We start from the raw sequence: 19,802 nt of genomic DNA, 5'->3' as shown, positions 1-19,802 counted from the left end.
CTAGTGCGTTGCACGTTGAGACAACCCTTGTGCACTCCAAGGCAATGGCTCTGTATGGAGCATCAGGTCCAATGAGCTCAATGTCTGTGATAGCGAGATAAGGATGGATGACAAGCAGAAGCAGTCGGATGCGTTTTTCAAGCGATCGGCCGACAAGCTGGATTTTGGGAACTGGAACGTTCAAGAGAAGATTGCGTTGAGCTGCCGCATCCTGGCCGCAGAAGGGCATTCGGAAACCCTGGCGGGTCAGATCACCGTGAAGAACGATGAGGGCACCTATTTCACAACGGCGCTAGCGCAGGCGTTCGATGAAATTCGTCCGGAATCGGTCATACGCATCAACGAAGAGATGGAAGTGCTGGACGGGGAAGGAACGCCGAATCCCGCGGTCCGATTCCATTTTTGGGTTTACCGGAACCGGCCCGACGTGCGCTGCATCGTGCACACCCATCCGCCGTACGTGTCGACCCTATCCATGACCGGCCGTCCATTGGTGGTGTCTCACATGGACGCCACCCCCTTTCACAACGATTGCGCGCATCTCAAGGAGTGGCCGGGGTTGCCGATCGCTGACCAGGAAGGCGAGATCATTTCGGCGGCATTGGGCAGCAAGCGATGTGTGCTGCTTGCCAACCATGGCTTTCTGGCGGCCACCAGTTCAATCGAGGAGACGCTCTATCTGTCGGTTCTGATCGAACGTGCGGCCAGAAACCAGCTCATGGCCGCCGCTGCCTACGGCGAGGTGCGTCCCGTGGATGACGCTCTGGCTGCAGAGTCCCACGATTTTCTGCTCAAGCCCAGCATCGTGCGCGCCAGCTTTGCCATGTTCGCGCGCCGTATCGAGCGGCAGAGGGCTACAACGGCTTGATGTTGCGCGCGCGGACCCGCCTCTACTTGGAGTCCGAGACGGCAGAGGGGGCTAAACCGCCCCAGACAGCAACACCGGCAGTTCCCATGCCCGATGCCGCACCGGGTCGCCCAGATGCTTTTCCACCTGCACCAGGGCGGTCTGCGCACTGGGCCCTTGCGTCAGCCGCGAGGTCCCGATGTCCGCAGTCAGTGCATTCGGATTGCCATGCCTGTCCAGCTTGCCATCGGGATCCGACCAGGCTCCCGTGGCCATGATCACCACGCCACGCGACAGCCCTTCGTCCAGCACCGCGCCCGCCAGACAGGCTCCTCGGTCGTTAAAAACCCGCAGCACATCGCCATCGCCGATCCCGCGCTCGGCGGCATCCAGCGGATGGATCGCAATCGGCTCATGACCGGAAACTTTTCCGGCGCGCGACAGGCTCGCCGGATCCAACTGGCTATGCAGCCGCGTGCGCGGTTGACTGCTCAGCAAATGCAAAGGCCATTGCCTGGCCGCTGGCGCGCCCAGCCATTCCGTCGGCGGCAGCCAGGCCGGATACCCCGGGCAGTCGTCGTAGCCATAACCGGCCACCACTTCGGAATACAGCTCGATCCGTCCGGACCGCGTGTATAGCGGGTTTGCAGTCGGATCCTGCCGAAAACGCTCGAACAGCACATAAGGCGTTTCCGGCGGCGGCACTTCGGCATGTCCGCGCGCCCAGAAGCTTGCAAAGTCAGGCAGCTCCACCCCCCGCGCCTGACACCCCGCCCTCATGCCCTCATAAACATGCCGGCACCAGCCCGGCACATCGCGTCCCGCCGTGAACGCATCGCCAAACCCGGCGCGGCGCGCCAGCTCGGCAAGGATATCGAAGTCATTGCGGGCCTCGCCTTGCGGTTCCACCGCGCGATGCATGGCGAACACATAAGGATCATGCGAAGACCCGCCCACATCCTCGCGCTCCAGCGCAGTCGTGGCTGGCAGCACGACATCCGCGCGCCGTGCCAAAGGCGTCCAGAAAGACTCATGCACAATCACCGTCTCAGGCTTGCTCCACGCCTGCCGCAAGCGATTCTGGTCCTGATGATGATGGAAGGGGTTGCCCCCGGCCCAGTAAATCAGCTTCACGTCCGGGTAGACATGCCGTCCGCCGTTGAACTCGTACTCCGCGCCCGGCGCCAGCAGCATATCGGCGATGCGCGCGACCGGAATGGCCAGGCCCGAGGGGTTCTTGGGCACTGGCACCTCCGGTCCGGGGACCTGGCGGCGCGGCTGGCCTATTCCGTTCAACGAGGCATGACCAAAGGCAAAGCCGCCGCCCGGCATGCCGATCTGGCCCAGCATGGCCGCCAGCCCGATCACCGCCCAATACGGCTGCTCGCCATGCTGCGCACGCTGCAAGGCCCAGGCGGCCGTCAACAGGCTGCGTTGCCGCGCCGCCTCGCGCGCCAGCGTCGCAATGCGCTCTGCCGAAATGCCGGTTATCGCCGCGGCCCAGGCCGCATCCTTGGGCTGGCCATCGTTATCGCCGCGCAGATACGCTGCCCAACGCTCAAACCCGGTGCAGTGGCTGGCCAGAAATGCCGCATCGTGCAGATTCTCGGCCAGCAGGGTATGCGCCATGCCCAGCATCAACGCCGTGTCGGTATTGGGGCGTATCGGCAGCCACTCCGCTGTCATCTCGGCAGGGACGTCGGCCCGCGTCGGGCTGACCACCACCAATTTGATGCCGCGCCGCTGCGCTTCTCCCAACCAGCCAGGCAGATTGTGCAGGCCTGACCCGCCCGAGGTCACCTGGCTGTTCCTGACTGGAATGCCGCCAAAGGCGATCAACACCCGGGTGTGCGCAAGGACGCTATCCCAATCGGTCACGTCGCCGCTGACGGGCGAGGTGGTGCCGATGACATAAGGCAGCAGAAACTGCGCTGCACCCCAGCTGTAATTGCCTATCTGATCGACGCAGCCGCCGCCCAGAAACAGGAATCGCCGGATCAGGCTGCGCGCATGATGGACCCGCCCGGCCGAGGACCAGCCATAAGAGCCGCCAAACACCCCGGCCGCGCCATGCTTGGCGCGCACGCGCGCCAATTCGCCAGACACGAGGTCGAGCGCGCGTTCCCAGGATATTTCAATGTAGTCGTCGCCCTCGCGGTCGCGGCGGCCTTCCAGCCAGCCGCGCCGCACCGCGGGGCGGCGCACCCGCAGCGGCGAATGCACCATCTCGGGAATGGAGTCCAGCATGGGCGACGGAGCCGGGTCCGGCCCAAAGGGCTCGCAGCCGACCAGCCGGCCAGCGTCGGTGATTGCCGTGAAGGCGCCCCAATGCGAGAGCGACGGGTGACGCGTGCGTGCCATGCAAAAGACTCAAAGTGCGGTTCGATCCTGACCCAGCCTGACCCAGAATGCGGCGGCGGCCTGCCTGGATCAGCCGTATTCCAGTTGATAGAAATGCTGGCTGGCGATCAGCGTGGCGCCGCAGGATGTGCGCATGCCTTCCAGCGCGGTCAGGCGGTCGGAGCTGACGTTCTGCACCCCTTCGACGATGGTGTGCGTGTCGCCGCATTGGGGGCAGGTGACGCGATCGCCGACGCGGGCCATGGGCTGCCCGAAGATGACGACGGTTTCGTCGCCGGTCACGACGACGCCGCCGTGCGACGTTTTATCGCCTTTGCGGATGACTGAGCGTTGAGACATGTTGCGCGCCGGATAGGGGGTTACAGATACGTGCCATCCGGCGCCAGCCGGGCCACGCCGACCACGAAGGTGCCGTCGGGCGCCATGCGTACGGGCCCGCCGCCACCCTTGTAGCTGCCGTCCGGGGCGCGTTGGGGAGTGCCGGTCACATAGGTGCCGTCTGGCGCGCGGGTGATCGGGCCATCGCCGGCGACGATGGTGCCGTCGGGGGCGCGACGCGGCGTGCCGGCGATGAAGTGCCCATCGGGCAGCATGCGGATCGATTTCGTCGTCATGAATGCTCCTTGGCTAGGAGCGCAAATCATAGCGAAGCATTGTGATGCGCCTTGTAATAGGACGTGTCATCTTTGAACCTTATACGTAAACGGTTGTGGGATGATTTGCGCCTACTTACATACGTCCGCCTATGACCGACCTCAACGCCTTGTTGCAACCGATCCCCGGCGACGCGCCATGCGGCGTCGACCTGGTGTTTTCGCCCGAGTTCGACGCGATCCGCGAAGCGCGCCGGCATGATGATCCTCAACTCGACCAGGGCGACTGGGTCATCGACCTGAAAGAGGCCAACTGGTCAGAGGTAGCGCGCATCTGCACCACGGTGCTGCGCGAGCGCAGCAAAGACATACGCATTGCTTCGTGGCTTGCGGAAGCCTGGGCCAAGACGAGCGGTTTCGCCGGCCTGCGCGACGGCTACCTGCTGATCGACGGTCTTTGCCGCGATTACTGGGACGGTCTGCATCCCGTGCCGGAAGACGGCGACGTGCAGCAGCGCGTCGGCAACCTGGCGTGGCTGCTGTCGCGCTCGCAGCAACTCATCGGCGAAATTCCGCTGACCCAGGCCGACGGCGCGCGTTATGGCGCGGTGCTATGGGAGGCGGCCAGCCAGCTGGCCAATGCCGTGAAGCGCACGCCGGACAACGCCAATGAATTGACGCGCGGCAAGCTGACGCTTGACCGCTACGATGCGGCGCGGCGCGATACGCCGCCGTCGTTCTATTCCGAATTGGACGCGCAGCTTGAGGGCTGCGCGCAGGCGCTCGCGCAATTGGAGCGCACGCTGGACGAGCGGCTGGGCGAAGACAGCCCGGCGTTCTCCCGTGTGCGCGAGTCGCTGCGCAATGTCACGGAGCTGGCGCATCGGTTCGCGCGCGATGCCGGCTTGCTGGTCCGTGCCGACCTGGCGGCCGCGCCGCCGCCCGTGTCGTCCGCGCCCGCCATCCCCGCCCGTGTGGAGCCCACCTTGCCCGCCGCCGATCACTTTCCCGCTGTTGATGCGCCGGTTCATGGCGCTCCGCCGGCCGCCGCGCGCGGACCGATCCAGACCCGCGAACAGGCGCTGGCGCAGCTGCGCGACGTGGCAGACTTCTTCCGCCGCACCGAACCGCACAGCCCGGTTGCGTACCTGGCCGACAAGGCGGCCAGCTGGGGCGAAATGTCCTTGCACCTGTGGCTGCGCACGGTGGTCAAGAACGACGAGACCCTCTCGGGCCTGGAAGAATTGCTCGGCATCAAGAAGGCCGGCGAGGGCAACTGAGGCGTTCGGCGGCCGCATGTGGCTGCGAGGCAGCAACGCGTCCGGGGTGCCCGGCATGCACGGCGTGTTTTCGGCATACACGGCGTGTTCGGCATACCCGGCGAGCCCGGCATACCCGGGGGGCATCGCAGCCCCCCAAGCTCCAGGCCTTACCTGGCCGCTCGGAACTCGATGCGCCGGTTCTTGGCGCGGCCCTCCGGCGTGGCATTGGTAGCCACCGGTTGGTCGGGCCCGGCGCCCATTGCCTCGAAGCGCGACGCCGGCAGTCCCTTGTCCACCAGATAATCCCGCACCGCGTCCGCGCGCGCCTGGCTGAGCGCCAGATTGGTGCTGCGGCTGCCGGAGCTGTCGGTGTGGCCGATGATCTGGATCTTGTCGGCGCGCAGCTTGGGCACGGCGTCGGCCACGCGGTCCAGCAGCTCGCGGCCGCGCGCCGTCAAGCGGGTGCTGCCCGTCTCGAATTCCACCACCCGATTGCTCAGCAGGTTATCCAGCACGTCCTGCTCGTCCTTGTCGGCTGACACGCGCAGGCCATTGACGATCTTGTAGGTGGGATTGAGCGAGGTGGCGAAGGTGCTGGCGATCTGCTGGCGCGAGGCTTCGTTGTCCACCTCTCCGCGCAGCCGGATCTGCGTGCCGTCGATTTCCAGCTGGCCCCGGTTGATCTGCTTGAGCGGACTGTCCAGCAGCTTGCCCACGTGCTGCGACCAGTTCGCCGGGGCGACGACCCCGCCCACGTCGATGCGATCGATCACATTGCCCACGCCATACACCTTTTGCAGTCGCTGCAGCACGTCTGCTTTGGTAGCCTCGTCGGGCACCGCGCCGCTGGCGACTACCTGGCCAGGCTGGGGAATGACGTTGGCGGGAACCACCGTGGCCGCGTCCTGCGCATGCGCCGAGCAAGAAAGGGCGGCGGCCAGGACCAGAAAGAGTGTGCGCATGTCCTAGGCTCCGATAAAGACTTCGCGGAAGGTCTCCAGCGCCTGGCGCAGGGAGAGCCGCGGTTGATCCAGATAGCTCGACAGCTTGGCCAGCCCGTGGCTGGCGCTGACGTGTTCACGCACCCAGGGGGCGTCCTCCAGCACGATGTAATGCTGCGACAAGGTCTGCGGGGTCGACAGCAGGGTCGCCAGCGTCTGCGGCGACGCGCCACGAAAGCCCACCACCAGCCGGTGTTTGCCTGCGATCTGGCCGATGAACATGGCGATCTCGAAGTCGGCGCGATTGAGGAAAGGCGCTATCAGCGTCATCCAGTACGTCGCCACCAGATTGATGTAGAGCGGGTCGTCCGGCAGCGGCAGCGCCAGGCCGGTATCCAGCTGCGAAGATCCGCTGGACATGACCGGCGCAAGCAGGATGCCCAGCGCCAGCACGATGTCGTGCATGCTGGCGGCGTGGCCGTTGCCGCGCAGCATCGCTTCCACGCGTTCGATCGTCTGCAGGTCGATGAAGGCGTCGAAGCCGTCGTCGGCGGCGGTCCGGATCTCGCCTTCCAGGCCGTTCAGCGTTTGCAGCACGGCGGCGGGGTCGCCTTCCTGCATCAGTTGCGAGGCGGCTGCGCCCATGCGGTTCCACATGCGGCTGAAGGCCAGCGGGCTGCGCGCGATGAAGTCCAGCGGGCGCGACACTTCCACGGAGGTTGCGGTAATGAGCGGGAAGCGCCGCCCGGACTGGTCGCGGCTGGGCTGCAGATGGCCCGCGATGGCCAGCTTGCCGCGCGAGCCCAGCACCGCGAACGGCACCGGCTGCGCCTCGTCGTAAAGCGTCTTCCAGTGCGGATCCTGCGCCAGGATCTCCATGGTGTTCGCCACCCAGGCATCCAGCGTCGCCATCAGCTGCGGATGCGAGGTGTTCTTGACGAAGTCGCCACGCGACGGAATCTTGCCAAAGTAGGCCGTACGGAACATCGGAGACTGCGGATTGCTCATTGCTGCGCTCCGGCAGGCGTCGGGGCGACGGAGGGTTGAGGGGAAGCGCCCGCGACCGTCGCGGGCAGGCGCAGGTTGCGCAGGCCCTGGCTGCCGGGCTCGGCGCCGCCGGCGCTGGCCGCCTGGGCGTTGCTGATGATGCGCAGCCTGACCGGAACGGTGATGTTGGACTTGGTCCAGCTCATCTCGAAGCTGCCGTCCGGGTTGGGCTTGCGCTGGGCGCCGGAAATCAGGCGTTCCAGGCCGAAGCGGCCGGGCTCGTGCACGATTTCGACCACGGTGCCGTCGAAGGCGGCGGCCGTGATGCGCGCGCCGGGCGCGCCTTGCGCGTTGGGCCAGACGAAGTTGACCCATTGCGGCGGCGTGTTGCGGTAGCGAAGCTGTTGGCCGTCGATCTCGATCGTGTATTCCGTGACGCCGCCCGCGGGCTTGGGCTGGATCTGGAACAGCGTCTGCGGTTGGCTGGCCGCGCCGGATCCGGCCGCGCCGCCCGACAGCGGGGCAACCCATTGCGCGAAGTTCGCGGTGAACGACGGCTGCAGGTCGATGCCCATGTCGCCCCAGGTGCGGGCGGTAAGGATGTCGCCCCGGCGCACGGTCAGCGGACCCAGGGTCTCATTGACATACTTGGCGATGCTGCCCTGCGGGCCAAATACCTGCGCGATCTCTTCGCCGCCGGCCTCGATGCCGGCCTTCGTCGAGAACGGATACTTTTCCGCCAGGTTCTGCATGAAGCCCTGGTAGACCTGCGCGTTCCAGACCTTGTTCAGTTCGGTCTGCGCAGGCTGCAGGGCGACCGCGTAGCCCTGGATCAGGGGGCGCACCAGCAGCGGGCGCAGCGTCTCGCGCTGCGCCGGCGTCAGGCCGGCGAGCATCTGCTCGTCCACCAGCTTTAGCGCGTCCGCCAGTTCCGAATCCTTGCCTTCCAGCGTCTGGCGCATCAGCAGCAGCGCGCCCGGGCCGGGGTCGCCCTGGTTGTTGATCAGGTTGAAGCGCGTGCGGATCTTGGACAGGGCGCCCATGTAGTTGCCCAGCAGCGACTGGTTGTCGCGCGTGACCACCAGGCGCGCCACGTCGGAGAATTCACGGCCCACCGGGCCCATCGGGATCTGTTCACCGCCGGGCGCCGCCTCGGTCGGCTTGGGCTGGCCCTGGCGCAGGATCACGCGCTTGAACCATGCCACGACGCCCGTCTGCGCCTGCGCAATGCCGGTGTTGATCAGCGACGGGTTGTCCCACGAGGTCTGTTCATACGTGGTGTTGATCAGTTTGACCAGCGGCGAATTCTGCGGGTCGCCCAGGCGGTTCATGCCGTGCACCGCCTGATCGAAGCTCGTGAAGGGCTTGATCGTGACGCCGCGCAGCATCTTCTGCCATTCCTGCGCGTACTCGGTCTTGTACATCGTCGCCAGGCTTTTCTGGATCTGCTCGGGGCTGCCCTCCAGCGTGAGGTCATCGCGCGAGTTCACGCCCAGCACCCAGTCGCTGGTCTGCACCTCGCGGCGCGCGGCCTCACCGATGGCCGGCTCGATGTATTGCTCCCAGGCTTCTCGCGTGAACGTGCCCGGCACCGCGTAGCTGCCCGCCACCACGGCGGCGTCGGCCTCGCCCATGATGCGGGCGACGGTCATGGCGGGGAAGCGAGTGGCCGCGCGCGCCTTCAGCGTGGCGTAGGCGCGTTCGCGCGCCGGCATGCCCTGCATCACGCTGCGCAGGTTGCCGCGCGTGCGTTCGACCATGGCGAGGTTGGTTTCGATCTGGGGCCAGTCGGCATCGGCCGCGCGCGCCACGTAGAACGAGATCAGGCGTTCGGCGCTGCGGATCAACTGGTCGCGCGGCATGGCGCCCCGGTTGGTTTCCAGCCAGCCGCGCCAGAATCGCGTGATCTGGTCGGACAGATGCGTGGGATCCACATGTTCGCGGTTGGCCATCATCAGGTACGTCTTGAGCGCGTTGTAGGCGTCGTCGACGTTCGTGGGCGATGCATCCTGGAAAAGTGTGTCGCCGGCATTTGCGCGCACCGGCTGGGCCTGGGGCGCCGGCTGCGCATGAGCGCCGCTTGCCGTCGCGGCCTGCGACACGTCCACGCGGCCCAGATAGTCCTCCAGGCTGGCCTTGACCGGCGCCAGCATGAACTGGCGCAGGCCGTTGTAGTACTCGGCCAGCAGGCGCTGCTTGAGCACGTCGCCCTGATACAGCCCCAATCCCAGCGACAGCGGCCGGCTCGACGAATAGCGGTCCAGCTGCTCGATGCGGTCCTGCAGGATTTCCATGGCTTCCAGGCGGCTTTGCAGGTCGGTGCGCTCGCTTTGCAGACGAACCACCTTGTCCAGATCTGCCTGCACGTTGCTGGCCAGCTGCCGGTTGCCCAGGTACGACCAGCTCCAGCCGCCCAGCACCAGGCCCAGCGCCAGCACCAGGCCGAAGAAGGCCAGATAGCGCATGCGGACCTTGTTCGGGCTGGCGTGCTGACGCACCAGTTTCTTGTCGGCGAAGATCACGCTGGAGAAGAGGTCGCGCAGAAAGAAGCCGTTGTGCGACGTGACGCTGCGCGCCGCTTCGCGCGAGGCCGGGCGCAACGCGAAGCGCTCCGCAAGCTTGTCGGTGGAAGTGCTGCGCGAAGCGCCTTCCTGCAGCGCGCTGGTGAAGTAGAAGCCCCGGAAAACAGGCTTGTACTGGAACGGATTGGTCTCGAACAGGGTGGACAGGAAGGTGCGCAGCGCCGGCTTGATGCCCGCGAATTCCAGCGGGAATGTCAGCAGCCCCGGGGGCAGGGCGCCGCTGCGGCGCAGCGAGATCTGCGCCGTGCCCATTTCCTTCAGGCCTTCATACATTTCATCGAAGCGCTCGTCGAACAGGGTCAGCACGTCACGGCTTTCATCGGCGCCATACGGCAGGGTTGCGCCCCAGACGCGGTCGCGCTCGCGCGCGTCGGCGTCGGCGAAGAACTCGGAAAAGCCCGCGATCAGGTCGGCCTTCGTGAAAATCACATATACCGGCGCAAACACTTCCAGCCTGTCGGTCAGCTCCTGCACGCGCTGGCGCAGGTTCTTGGCCAGGTTGATCGCGAACTCAGGGCCGGCGTCCGTCAGCTCGCTGATGCTGGCCGCCACGATGATGCCGTTGATCGGCGCCTTCGGGCGATGCCGCTTGAGCAGATCCAGGAAGCTCATCCACTCGTTGCGGTCTTCCTCGTGCACCGAATAGCGGCCGGCGGTGTCCAGCAGGATGCCTTCCGTGGTGAAGAACCAGTCGCAGTTGCGGGTGCCGCCCACGCCACGCACCGCGGCGCCGTTCTTGTCGGCAAAGGGAAACTGCAAGCCCGAATTGATGACCGCGCTGCTTTTGCCCGCCGCGGGATTGCCGATGACGATGTACCAGGGCAGTTCGTACAGCGCCTCGTTGCCGGACGTCTGGCCGATCTTGGACGTCTTGATCGTGCGCACGGCCTGCGTCAGGCGGGCGCGCAACGCGTCGATTTCACTGCGGTTGGCGGCGGGGCTGGCGGCGGCGCCTGTCTGCACCTGTTGTTCCAGCATGTCGCCCAGCTTCTGGTTGGCGCGCCGCGTGCGGCGCCGGCGCCAGAGGTAGACGCAGAGCCACAGGAGCAGCAGCACGCCCAGCGTCGCGCCGGCCCAGGCCATCGCGATCTGCATGGTGTCGGCGAACAGGAACAGGAACACGATCAGCGCAATCAATCCGATCAGCATGAAAGTGCGCGGGTTGGCGAACGCGCGTCCGCTCCAGTAGCGGAAGTCGCTCATGGCGCTGGAAAATCGAGAAAGCAATCCTGATGGGCTACGCATGGTTTTCGCTTTTTTTATGGGGTCAGGCGGTCGCGCTGGAGGCGGGTCGGGAGACCAGCGCGGCAGAGCGCAATGCGGGGTCTTGCAGGGTAAGGGTCAGCACGGGTTGGTCGAATTGCAGGCAGGTCTGTGCAGCCACGGCCAGCGTCAGCAGCGACGCCGCCGCGCCGGTGTGGCCACAGGCCACGCCGACGGACAGGCAGTCTTTGCCGGCATCCAGGTGGGCGAACAATTGCGAGGCCACGCTCAGCGGTTCCAGGGGGCGGCTGCCCCGGTGATCGGCATCGCTGATGACGTGGGCGACGTTGTCGGGCCCGACGTTGGCCGTTTCCAGCAGCGTGCGCGCCAGGTCCGCCAGTTGCGCCTCGGCCTGCGCGCCGCGCGCGTCGGCCGACTTCTCCCGGTACACCACGGGCGACAGCGTGACGTTCACGTCGGCCTGGACATCGGATGGCGCCAGCAGCAGGCCGGCGGCGGCTTCGCCAGGCACGCGGCCCTGCGGATTGGAGTGCGTCAACAGCGTGGACAAGCTTCTCCAATGGGCGACCTGCTCGGCGTCGATATAGCCGTCGCCGGCCAGCACGATGCGCCATTGCGGTTCGGCCTTGGCGTCGCGGGGCTCGGCGGCAAGCTGGCGCAACAGCAGATCCGCGGCCATGGCGTCGCGCGCCGGGTGTTCGGCGGCGTCGATGCGGGCATCGGGCCAGACCCCGGCGGCCGCTCGCACTGCCGCAAGGGCGCGCTGGCGCGCCGCTTCGGACCAATCGGCCGGCACCAGCACATCGAAGTGCAGCCGGGGCCAGTCTTCGTCGCGCGCGGGCACGTCCAGCTCGGTGACACGCGCATGCGCGTCATGGGTGAGTGCGCGCGCGATATCGGCCAGCAGCGCCGTGACTCGCAGGGTGGCCGTGGCCAGGGCATCGGACGGCGCGCCCCGTTCCCGCGCAGCAGCGTACAGCTCCATATCGTCCATGCCAGGCACGCGCGCGGCAAAGATCGGAAAGCCCTCTGGCGTCTTGAGTTCGGCGTCCAGCTCAGGACGCTGCTGTTCGGCCAGCGCTTCGTAGACGGCCGCGGCATCCGCGCCCACGGCGGCGCGCGCGGCGACGGCGACGAGGCGCAGCTCTGCCGGGCGCGCAGCGGTTTCAGCCGGTGCTTCCGTTCCAGCCTGCGCAGGCGCGGCCTTGGGCGCGCGGGCGGCGCGTACGATGCGCGCACCCGCCCACAATGCGCCCAGCAGGGCCAGCGGCAACGCGAACAGGTACAGCCCGATGTCCACGCCGGTGGGCAGCGTGCGCGACTCCTGCCACCAGATGATCACGGCCAGCCACACCACGGCGAACAGGGCCAGGACGAGCATTCCCTTCTTGAGCACGCGAGCCATTATTTCGCGGCCTCCCGCGCGCGCTGCATGACGCCGGGCCGGCGCAGCTCCACATGGCCGAAGTCCATCATCTTCCAGCGGCCGCCCCAGGTCAGGCCGACAAGCTCCGCAGTCTGGCCGAACAGCTCATAGCCGCGCATGGCCCACGGGTCTTTCTCGGAAATCACGATCTTGCCGTCGCGATAGAACGCGCTGTCCGCGGCCAGGCCGAACTGGTGATAGCTCTGGAATGCGCCGGCGTTCGTTACGTGCGATCCCATGCCTGCCAGTTCTTCCTGACGCTCGGGGCTTCGGTAGCCCTCGATCAACGCCATTTCATAGCCATGCTGCTCGCGCATGATGCGGTAGGCCAGCAGCAGCCGCTGACGGAAATCGGCGTCCAGAAGATCCCAGTTGCGGCTTGCGCCACCCAGCTTCGGACGCACCAGTTCGACCTCGCGCGTAGTGAAGGCTTCGGGGGGCAAGGTGGGCGGCGGAGCCAGCCGTTCGCCTTCGAGCAGCGCCTGGATTCGGCGGTCTGGGCCGGTCGTTTGGGCGCTGTAAACGAATGTGTGATTGTGTCGCATGACGAAAGCGAAAAGTGACGGAACAGAAACAACTATCAGCCCGATCGCTACCTGCCAACGGTACCTGCCTACCCAGTCCATCCACGCGCCGACCCCTTTTCCGATCGCGCCTGCTGTGCCGCCCACCGCGCCTCCGGCATGACTCGCGCCGCGCGTTGCTCCCCTTGCCACGCCCATTACACACGCGCGCAATCCCCGCGCCGCGCCTTGGCGCAGAGCCGGAAAAAACAGGAGCGCGGACACGCCGACCGCCAGTAAAAAATACAGGGGCAGTAGCAACAGCAAAGTAGGTCCCTCATGTGAAGGCGTAATCTTTTGTTTTATCCGCGCATGAGGCAAGTGCTCGGGCGTTGCAAACAGCGTCCGACCATTAGGACTCGTAACAAGAAACACAGATCAAATAGACCCTATCGGGTATTCTCGTCGGGCTTGGTTACAGGGGGGCTGCACACGCCTCCTGCTGACACGGGAACCCGCATGGCAGAAGAGAAAAAAGAAGCTCGCCCTACGATGACCGCACCGAGTCTGCTCAGCGCCTCGACCTCCGCGCGTGGCGAGGCTGACTCGTCGCGCATACTGGCCGCCCTGGAAGGACGCGCGCCGGAAGCCGAGGTCAAACATCTGGCCCCGCCGCACAGCTCGCGCGCGCGGCGGTGGACCGCGCTGGCGTTGTTGCTGGCGCTGTTGGCGGGCGGAATGACGTGGGTGATTCATGAAGAAGGTGCTGCGCCCTTGGTGGCGCAGGCCCCGAACGCCGTGCCCGGCGTCGCGTCCGCGCCTGGCGACACACCCGCGCCGGCTCTGGCCGCTTCGCCGCCGCAAGCATCGTTTTCATCAGCGTCGGCCGACGTCGTCAACAATCCGCTCAGCGCGCTGGAAAAGCCGCCCGCAGTGGCCTCCATCGTTGATGAAGCGCCGCCCGCGCGTGATGCGAACGTGGGGCGTGGCGATCCCGATCCGCAAGGCGAGCCGAACAATCCTCTGTCCGTGCTGGCGATGACGGCGTCGCCCGCAGCCGCCGCGCCGGCGCCCGGTCCCACGCGTCAGGCCGCGGAGCTGCGCGCGCAACCTTCCAATGCGACGCGCGCGGCCAAGCCTGCCGCGACGCCGCCACGCAAGAGCGCCAAGTCCGCCGATACGGACGCCGCCCTGTTGTCGGCGCTGATGAGCTACGGCTTGCCGCCCGCATCGCCGCCGGGAACGCGCGTCTATAAATCTGACGGCATCTTCATGCGCGAGATGCCGGGCTCGCCTTTGTCCGAACGGCTGAAGCAATGCCGCACCCTGGGCTTCATCGAAAGCGAGCAATGCCGCCTGCGCGTGTGCGCGGGCCAGTGGGGAACCGCAGTGGAATGCCCCACGCCGCAGGCCAACATCGAACCCTGAATATCTCCCGGCCGGGTACGGCCGGTATTGCCCACGTCCCCACGAGGTTTTTGTTCCATGGCTGACAACGCAAGCAACGGCAGTTTCAGCGCCGAGTCCCGTCTTTACCGGCTTGATGGCGAGGGCGCGATGTCGTCCCTGCAGGTCGAGGGGTGGGTCGCGCGCGAAGGCCTGTCCTCGCTGGGCGAGATGCGCGTGGTGGCGCTGGCGCAGGATGCCGCGCTGGATCTGAATGACATGGTGTCCAGGCCGGCGACCTTGCGGACCACGCGCGCCGATGGCAGCGAGGTCGGGCGCAGCGGCGTGGTGCGTGCGGCCGAATTGCTGGGCGGCAACGCGGGCATGGCGCGCTATCGCGTGACGCTCGCCCCGTGGCTGTGGCTGGCCACGCAACGGCGCGACAGCCGCATCTACGAGAACCAGGCGGTGCTGGACATCGTGCGCCATGTGCTGGACGGCTACGAGGGCTATACCTACAAGGTGTCCGCCGACGTCGAGAACCACTTGGCCGACCTGCCTGCGCGGACCTACACCACGCAGTATCGCGAAACCGATTACGCCTTTCTGTCGCGCCTGCTCGCGGAAGCCGGGCTGGGCTGGACCACGGTTGAAGACGATAGTGCGCCCGCGCGCCACGCCGTGCTGATATTTGCCGATAGCCGCGGGCTGGCAGAAGACGCCGAGTCCGCGGGCGCCGGCGTGCGTTTCCAGCGCGCCCACGCAAGCGAATCACGCGATGGCGTTCAGGCCATCGCGCGCCGGCAGCGGCGCGCCGTGGAGCGGGTGACGGTGCTGGCCTGGCATGAAAGCGGCAAGCACGCCATCGCCGGTCAGGCGCTGTCTGGCCCCGCCAGCGGATCCGATGACGAGACCGCGGGGCTGGAATGGTTTGAACCTTTGGGACACGGCGGGCTGCTGAACCAGGCGCACGCCCAGTTCCAGGCGACGCTGCTGATGGAGGCTGTGCAGGCCAGCGCCGAGACCTTCATCGGGCGCGGCAATGTGCGCACCTTCCGGTCGGGCACGCGCTTCACGTTGCAGGAGATGTCGCCACTGGGGCCCGCGGGGGAGTCGGGATTCGAACCCGTCTTCGCGCTGGATCGCGTGGAGCACGTGGGCATCAATAATCTGCCCGGCCAGAACGACGCCAGCCTGGCGAACAGATTGGGAGCCCTGGACGACTTTCTTTGCTTTGAAGACGAAGACGTGTCCGCGGCAGGATTCGAGGCCGGCGCCACGGACGACGTCCACGGCGCGGCCGAACCGGAATACGGACTGGGCCTAGGCCAGGCGCGCGACCACGACGACGCCGCGATCGGCGTGGGACGCCCCGACGCAGCCGTGCTGGCGCGCGCGCATGACGTCGGCTACGCCAACCGGTTCCGCGCGGTGCGCTGCGACCGGCCCTGGCGCGCCTTGCCTCCGACGGCGCGCGGCGCCAGGCTGGCGGGCGCACCGTCCGCCGTCGGCGTGCATACCGCCATCGTCACCAATGCCGACGGCGCCATCGAGGCCAGCGGCGAAGACGAGATCCACCGCAATGCGCGCGGGGATGTGCGTGTGCGCTTCCATTGGCAATCCGACGGCGAAGGCCTGGCGAAAAGCCGTTGGGCGCGCGTTGCGCAGCGGCAGGCGGGCGCGGGCATGGGCATGAGCTTCGTGCCGCGCGTCGGCCAGGAAGTGCTGGTGCGATTCCTGGATGAAGACATCGATCAGCCTTTGATCGTTGGCGCGCTCTACAACGGACGCGGCGAAGGCGGCATTCCGTCCACGCCCGGCGGCAGGGCGGGAGAGCCGATGAACACCGAGGTGTACGCGGCCGCGACCGATGGCAAACCCAGCGCGCAGGCCAACCTGGCCAGCGGCAATGCGCCTGCCTGGCATGGCGCGGCAGGCGGAGACGATCAACATCGCAACGCTGGCGCGTTGAGCGGCTTCAAGAGCAAGGAGTTCGGGGGCGACGGCTATAACCAGATTGTGTTCGATGACAGCGACGGCCAGCTGCGCATGCAGATCAAGTCCTCGCAGTCGGCCAGCGAATTGAACCTGGGCCACCTGATCCATCAAAGCGGCAACTATCGCGGCAACGTGCGTGGTGTGGGGGCGGAGTTGCGCACCGACGCGTTCGGCGCCGTGCGCGGCGGGGGCGGCGTGCTGCTCACCACGTATTCCGCCGGCGGCAGCGAGCCCGCGGGCGACGCCGCCGCGCCGCTGGCGTTGGCCGGGCAGGCCGACATCATGGCGCAGTCGTTCGATGGCGTGATCGGCGCGCACCAGGGGGTACGGCTGGCCTCGGCGCGCGGCACTGCCTCGGAGGGCGCCAGCCGGCTGGATGGCGAGCGCTCGCCGTTGGCCGCGATGACCCACGCGGTGTCGGGCACCGTGGCGGGCGATGCGGTGGGCGGTGCGGTCGGCGACGCGTCGGCCAAGCACACCGACGTCGTCGACGGCAAGGTGCCGCACCTGACCGATCCGCTGGTGCTGATGGCCGGCCGCGCCGGCCTGACGCAGGCGGCGGGGCGCAATGTGCAGATTGCAGCCGGAGAACTTGTGCATTGGTCATCTGGGCAGGACCACAACCTGGCCGTCATCGGCTCGCTGCGCGTGCATACCGGCCAGGCGCTGGGCATTGTGGCGGGCGTGCAGAAGGGCGGCGCGGAATCCGGCCTGGATCTGATCGCCGGTACGGGCGAGGTCGACGTCATCTCGCAACATGACGTGCTGACGGTGCAGGCTCAGCAGGACCTGCGCATGGTCAGCGCCAACGCCGGCATCGAATACGCTTCGCCCCAGCGCATCCGCATCGCCAACGCGGCGGGCGCCAGCATCGTGATCGAAGGCGGCAACATCACCGTGACGGCGCCCGGCCGCATCGACGTCAAGACCGGCAACAAGCAATTCGCCGGCCCGACGCAGATGCCGTACCCGTTTCCGCAGTTCACGGTCTGCAAGACCTGCATTCTGGACGCCCAGGAGAGCGTGCAGTCCATCACCGACAAGGCGTGACGGCGATGGCTTATTCCTGGAAGGACGCGCTGCTGTCCACGTTCGCCGAATTGCCCCATCACCGTGGCCCCTACGGCGAAGCCGCGCGCGCCTATGTGGTCGTGGATTTCCGTGGCCATCCCGATCTGCTGGCGCGGCTGACCACGACCGAAGACCTGAGCTTCGGCTCGGTGTGGGCGCAGACCGGCCTGGACATCTACGGCGACGTCGCGCCCCTGCTGATTGAAGTGGACGGCGCTTCGCAAGGCGTGCTGCGCGGGCCGCGCTACGGAGATTTCAACACCGTGCTGGTGCGTGTGCTGGAAGCGCTGCACGAACGCTCCGGCGGCCGCTACGCGATGATGAGCTTCGCGTCGGCCGTGCCGCTGGAAAAGCTGATCGCGCACTTCGGCCCGTTCTGCGACTACGCCTTGCCCGACGCCAGCGAGTTCTTCCTGCACTGGTACGACAGCCGCATCCTGGCGCGCGCCCTGCAGGTCTGGAACCCCGAGCAGCGCGCGCGTTTCGCCGCGCCGTTCGTCACGTTGCGCTATGCGCTGCGCGATGGCGCGCTGGCGGAACTGCCGGGCGCCGGCAGGCTGCCCGCTGCGCGTCCGGCCGGTATCGAACAGTTCACGCCCGAACAGCATCAGATGCTGTTCGACCTGGACTACCCAGACAAGCTGGCGGTGCAACTGCGCCGCCTGTATCCCGGCCTGTTGCCCGGCGACCCGGGCCAGGACGAACTGGTGCCGCGCGTGGAAACGCAGCTGGAGCGTGCGCGCGCGCACGGTGTGGCCGGAGACAAGGATACGTTCGACTACGTGGCCTGGGGCGTGTCGATTTCCCCGCGCTTTGATGAACACGCGTTGATCCGCGAGGGACTGCGGGCCTATCGGCCGGGCGCCGAGGGCGGGCTGGCGCGGGCGCTTGAAGGCGTGCCGGATGCGGTGTGGGATGAGGTTCAGTCGCTGCATCGGGCTGGACGGGATGGCCGAGATGCGTAGAGCGCTGGTCGGTGTATTGCTTTGCCTGGGCCTGTTGGCCGGCTGCAATGCCGAGCCCACTTATCAAGGCGTCAGCGTAGTCACCTACAACTACACGCCTTGGGATATGACATCCGTTCGAATAGCCGATGCGTTCGGCGGCGTCGCCGGAAGCGGCATGATTCGATCGGGAGGTGGTGAGGGAAGTGTCTCGTGTTGCTACACGCTAAAAGGCACTGACTTCACGGTCAAGTGGAAGGGTGGTGATGCCGACTTGATGCGTAAACACATGTTCGATGGGAAGTTCGACGAGGTGATCTTTGCCAAAGAGACGACGGTGCATCTGCCATCTCAGGATGCCCCTCCTGGCGACGGACCCGTAATTTTGGAATTGCACATTTACCCCGACGAGCATATGGAGTTGGCATTGAGCCGGCAGTTGTTGGGCCAAGTCAGAATTCCAATCCCGGATACGACCAGGTGGCTCTACGAACACCACCGAAAGGAATTGGCGGGCTACGAAGATATACACGAATTGCGTTATGTCCTCGCCAAGGTCGCCAAGCAAGCGTGGGTTCGCTATCGCATCGAAGAGGCCGAGGATATGCGGGCTTACATGTATCTGTACTTCGTGGTGGCGTCGGACTTTAACAAGGACGCGGAGATTGCTGCGTTGCTGAATGATGGGGGACGCAAGCCCGGGGAATTCTGGCGCAGGGTCGCAGGAATCCCGGAAAGCACACTGGCACGAATCAAGGCGTCAGGCGCGCCGGCGGGGGATAAGAATGTTTGAGACGAAGGGCAATGAACGGGCGCGGCAGCGAGCTTGCATCGTGCCAGGCAAAGTGGGCTTCCGGAATGCGTAAAGGCTTTATTGGCGTCCTAATTTGGCTCGGGCTTTTGGCAAGTTGCAATGGCGAGCCGACATACTCGGGCGTCAGTTTCGTCACGTACAACTACACGCCGTGGAATCTGGAGCCGGTTCGACTCAGTGATGCGTCGGGCAACGCAGCCAGTTCCAGTACGCTGGCGGCGGGAGGCGGAGGGGGCCGAATCTCCTGCTGCTACACGTTCAGGGGAACCGAGTTCACCGTGAAATGGAGTGGAGGCGACCCGGATTTGCTTCGCAAGCATCTGATCGACGACAAGTTCGAAGAGGTGATGTTCAAGAAGGAAGCGACGGTGCATTTTCCCGCTGCGAAGCTGCCTGATGGCGATGGCTCGCTGATTCTGGAATTGCATATCTATCCCGATGAACATATGGAGCTTGCCTTAAGCCGCAATCTGACGGGACAGGTCAGGATTCCGATCGTCGAAACCACTCGTTGGTTGTACGGGAAATACGGCGCTGAGCTGGTCGGATACGAGAACGCGACGCAGGTGAAGAACGTTCTTGCGAAGGTCGCGAAGCAGGCGTGGATGCAGTACCGCATCGAAGATGCCGAGGACATGCGGGCGTATATGTATCTGTACTTCGTGGTGGCGTCGGACTTCGACAAGGACGCTGAAATCGCTGCAATGCTGAATGACGCGAAGCGCAAGCCCGGGGACTTCGGCCGCAAGATCGCAGATATCCCGGAAAGCACACTTGCACGCATCAAGGCAAAGGGCGCGCCTGCGGGAGATAAGAATGTTTGAGATGAAGAACAACGAACGGCCGCGGCAACGAGCTTGCGT

Annotated in this window: 15 protein-coding genes; 7 read left to right on the top strand and 8 right to left on the bottom strand. The window is 66.1% G+C overall.

What is annotated here, in order from left to right:
- Nucleotides 1-103 precede the first annotated feature (103 nt).
- Entirely contained in the window at nucleotides 104-868 is a 765-nt protein-coding gene (locus RT614_RS07770) for an aldolase (RefSeq protein ID WP_313621505.1), read from the top strand.
- Nucleotides 869-919: 51 nt separating this feature from the next.
- Here RT614_RS07770 and RT614_RS07765 read toward each other — a convergent pair whose 3' ends face one another.
- From RT614_RS07765 to RT614_RS07755, 3 genes are all read right to left on the bottom strand, one after another.
- Nucleotides 920-3,208 (bottom strand): molybdopterin-dependent oxidoreductase, encoded by a 2,289-nt coding sequence (locus RT614_RS07765; protein ID WP_313621504.1) that lies wholly within the window; start codon nucleotides 3,206-3,208, stop codon nucleotides 920-922.
- 69 nt (nucleotides 3,209-3,277) lie between these two features.
- The gene (locus tag RT614_RS07760; RefSeq protein WP_313621502.1) at nucleotides 3,278-3,547 is read right to left on the bottom strand and encodes a PAAR domain-containing protein; all 270 of its coding nucleotides are present in this window, start codon (nucleotides 3,545-3,547) and stop codon (nucleotides 3,278-3,280) included.
- 20 nt (nucleotides 3,548-3,567) lie between these two features.
- Nucleotides 3,568-3,822, bottom strand: coding sequence for a hypothetical protein (locus RT614_RS07755; RefSeq protein ID WP_313621500.1), 255 nt, complete (start codon nucleotides 3,820-3,822; stop codon nucleotides 3,568-3,570).
- A gap of 131 nt (nucleotides 3,823-3,953) precedes the next feature.
- On the opposite strand from RT614_RS07755, the gene tssA reads away from it, so the two are divergent.
- The gene (gene tssA, locus RT614_RS07750) at nucleotides 3,954-5,081 is read left to right on the top strand and encodes a type VI secretion system protein TssA (protein ID WP_313621498.1); all 1,128 of its coding nucleotides are present in this window, start codon (nucleotides 3,954-3,956) and stop codon (nucleotides 5,079-5,081) included.
- A gap of 149 nt (nucleotides 5,082-5,230) precedes the next feature.
- Here the strand turns inward: tssA and RT614_RS07745 are convergent, their stop codons facing one another.
- The 5 genes from RT614_RS07745 to RT614_RS07725 all read right to left on the bottom strand — a co-directional run bounded on the left by RT614_RS07745 (nucleotide 5,231) and on the right by RT614_RS07725 (nucleotide 13,053).
- Entirely contained in the window at nucleotides 5,231-6,025 is a 795-nt protein-coding gene (locus RT614_RS07745; protein ID WP_313621497.1) for an OmpA family protein, read from the bottom strand.
- A 3-nt stretch (nucleotides 6,026-6,028) separates the two neighbouring features.
- Entirely contained in the window at nucleotides 6,029-7,012 is a 984-nt protein-coding gene (gene tagF / locus RT614_RS07740) for a type VI secretion system-associated protein TagF (RefSeq protein ID WP_313621495.1), read from the bottom strand.
- The gene (gene tssM / locus RT614_RS07735) at nucleotides 7,009-10,776 is read right to left on the bottom strand and encodes a type VI secretion system membrane subunit TssM (protein ID WP_313621493.1); all 3,768 of its coding nucleotides are present in this window, start codon (nucleotides 10,774-10,776) and stop codon (nucleotides 7,009-7,011) included. The genes tagF and tssM overlap by 4 nt, the downstream gene beginning before the upstream one ends.
- Nucleotides 10,777-10,840: 64 nt before the next feature.
- The gene (locus tag RT614_RS07730) at nucleotides 10,841-12,202 is read right to left on the bottom strand and encodes a hypothetical protein (protein ID WP_313621491.1); all 1,362 of its coding nucleotides are present in this window, start codon (nucleotides 12,200-12,202) and stop codon (nucleotides 10,841-10,843) included.
- On the bottom strand, nucleotides 12,202-13,053 hold the full coding sequence (locus RT614_RS07725; protein WP_313621490.1) for a M15 family metallopeptidase: 852 nt from the start codon (nucleotides 13,051-13,053) through the stop codon (nucleotides 12,202-12,204). Before RT614_RS07725 ends, RT614_RS07730 begins: the two co-directional genes overlap by 1 nt.
- Nucleotides 13,054-13,278: 225 nt before the next feature.
- Here RT614_RS07725 and RT614_RS07720 point away from each other — a divergent pair, with 225 nt between their 5' ends.
- From RT614_RS07720 to RT614_RS07700, 5 genes are read left to right on the top strand one after another with little or no spacing between them, the layout of a single operon-like run.
- Complete coding sequence (locus tag RT614_RS07720; protein WP_313621488.1) at nucleotides 13,279-14,154, top strand: hypothetical protein; 876 nt, start codon at nucleotides 13,279-13,281, stop codon at nucleotides 14,152-14,154.
- Nucleotides 14,155-14,211: 57 nt separating this feature from the next.
- Entirely contained in the window at nucleotides 14,212-17,160 is a 2,949-nt protein-coding gene (locus RT614_RS07715; RefSeq protein WP_313621486.1) for a type VI secretion system Vgr family protein, read from the top strand.
- 5 nt (nucleotides 17,161-17,165) lie between these two features.
- On the top strand, nucleotides 17,166-18,146 hold the full coding sequence (locus RT614_RS07710; RefSeq protein WP_313621484.1) for a DUF4123 domain-containing protein: 981 nt from the start codon (nucleotides 17,166-17,168) through the stop codon (nucleotides 18,144-18,146).
- Nucleotides 18,139-18,918, top strand: a complete 780-nt coding sequence (locus RT614_RS07705) for a hypothetical protein (RefSeq protein ID WP_313621483.1) — start codon at nucleotides 18,139-18,141, stop codon at nucleotides 18,916-18,918. The genes RT614_RS07710 and RT614_RS07705 overlap by 8 nt, the downstream gene beginning before the upstream one ends.
- 11 nt (nucleotides 18,919-18,929) lie before the next feature.
- Entirely contained in the window at nucleotides 18,930-19,763 is an 834-nt protein-coding gene (locus RT614_RS07700; protein ID WP_313621481.1) for a hypothetical protein, read from the top strand.
- Nucleotides 19,764-19,802: the final 39 nt, after the last annotated feature.

Origin of the sequence: Achromobacter sp., from assembly GCF_032102605.1 — a bacterium.
Classification (GTDB): Bacteria; Pseudomonadota; Gammaproteobacteria; order Burkholderiales; family Burkholderiaceae_B; genus Achromobacter.
The sequence above is the reverse complement of the archived record's forward strand: the minus strand, read 5'-3'. Positions and strand labels throughout refer to the sequence as shown.

Coding starts and splice junctions, on each gene's coding strand:
- RT614_RS07770 (WP_313621505.1), top strand. CDS start 104: ATGGATGACAAGCAGAAGCAGTCGGATGCGTTTTTCAAGCGATCGGCC.
- RT614_RS07765 (WP_313621504.1), bottom strand. CDS start 3,208: ATGGCACGCACGCGTCACCCGTCGCTCTCGCATTGGGGCGCCTTCACG.
- RT614_RS07760 (WP_313621502.1), bottom strand. CDS start 3,547: ATGTCTCAACGCTCAGTCATCCGCAAAGGCGATAAAACGTCGCACGGC.
- RT614_RS07755 (WP_313621500.1), bottom strand. CDS start 3,822: ATGACGACGAAATCGATCCGCATGCTGCCCGATGGGCACTTCATCGCC.
- tssA (WP_313621498.1), top strand. CDS start 3,954: ATGACCGACCTCAACGCCTTGTTGCAACCGATCCCCGGCGACGCGCCA.
- RT614_RS07745 (WP_313621497.1), bottom strand. CDS start 6,025: ATGCGCACACTCTTTCTGGTCCTGGCCGCCGCCCTTTCTTGCTCGGCG.
- tagF (WP_313621495.1), bottom strand. CDS start 7,012: ATGAGCAATCCGCAGTCTCCGATGTTCCGTACGGCCTACTTTGGCAAG.
- tssM (WP_313621493.1), bottom strand. CDS start 10,776: ATGAGCGACTTCCGCTACTGGAGCGGACGCGCGTTCGCCAACCCGCGC.
- RT614_RS07730 (WP_313621491.1), bottom strand. CDS start 12,202: ATGGCTCGCGTGCTCAAGAAGGGAATGCTCGTCCTGGCCCTGTTCGCC.
- RT614_RS07720 (WP_313621488.1), top strand. CDS start 13,279: ATGACCGCACCGAGTCTGCTCAGCGCCTCGACCTCCGCGCGTGGCGAG.
- RT614_RS07715 (WP_313621486.1), top strand. CDS start 14,212: ATGGCTGACAACGCAAGCAACGGCAGTTTCAGCGCCGAGTCCCGTCTT.
- RT614_RS07710 (WP_313621484.1), top strand. CDS start 17,166: ATGGCTTATTCCTGGAAGGACGCGCTGCTGTCCACGTTCGCCGAATTG.
- RT614_RS07705 (WP_313621483.1), top strand. CDS start 18,139: ATGCGTAGAGCGCTGGTCGGTGTATTGCTTTGCCTGGGCCTGTTGGCC.
- RT614_RS07700 (WP_313621481.1), top strand. CDS start 18,930: ATGAACGGGCGCGGCAGCGAGCTTGCATCGTGCCAGGCAAAGTGGGCT.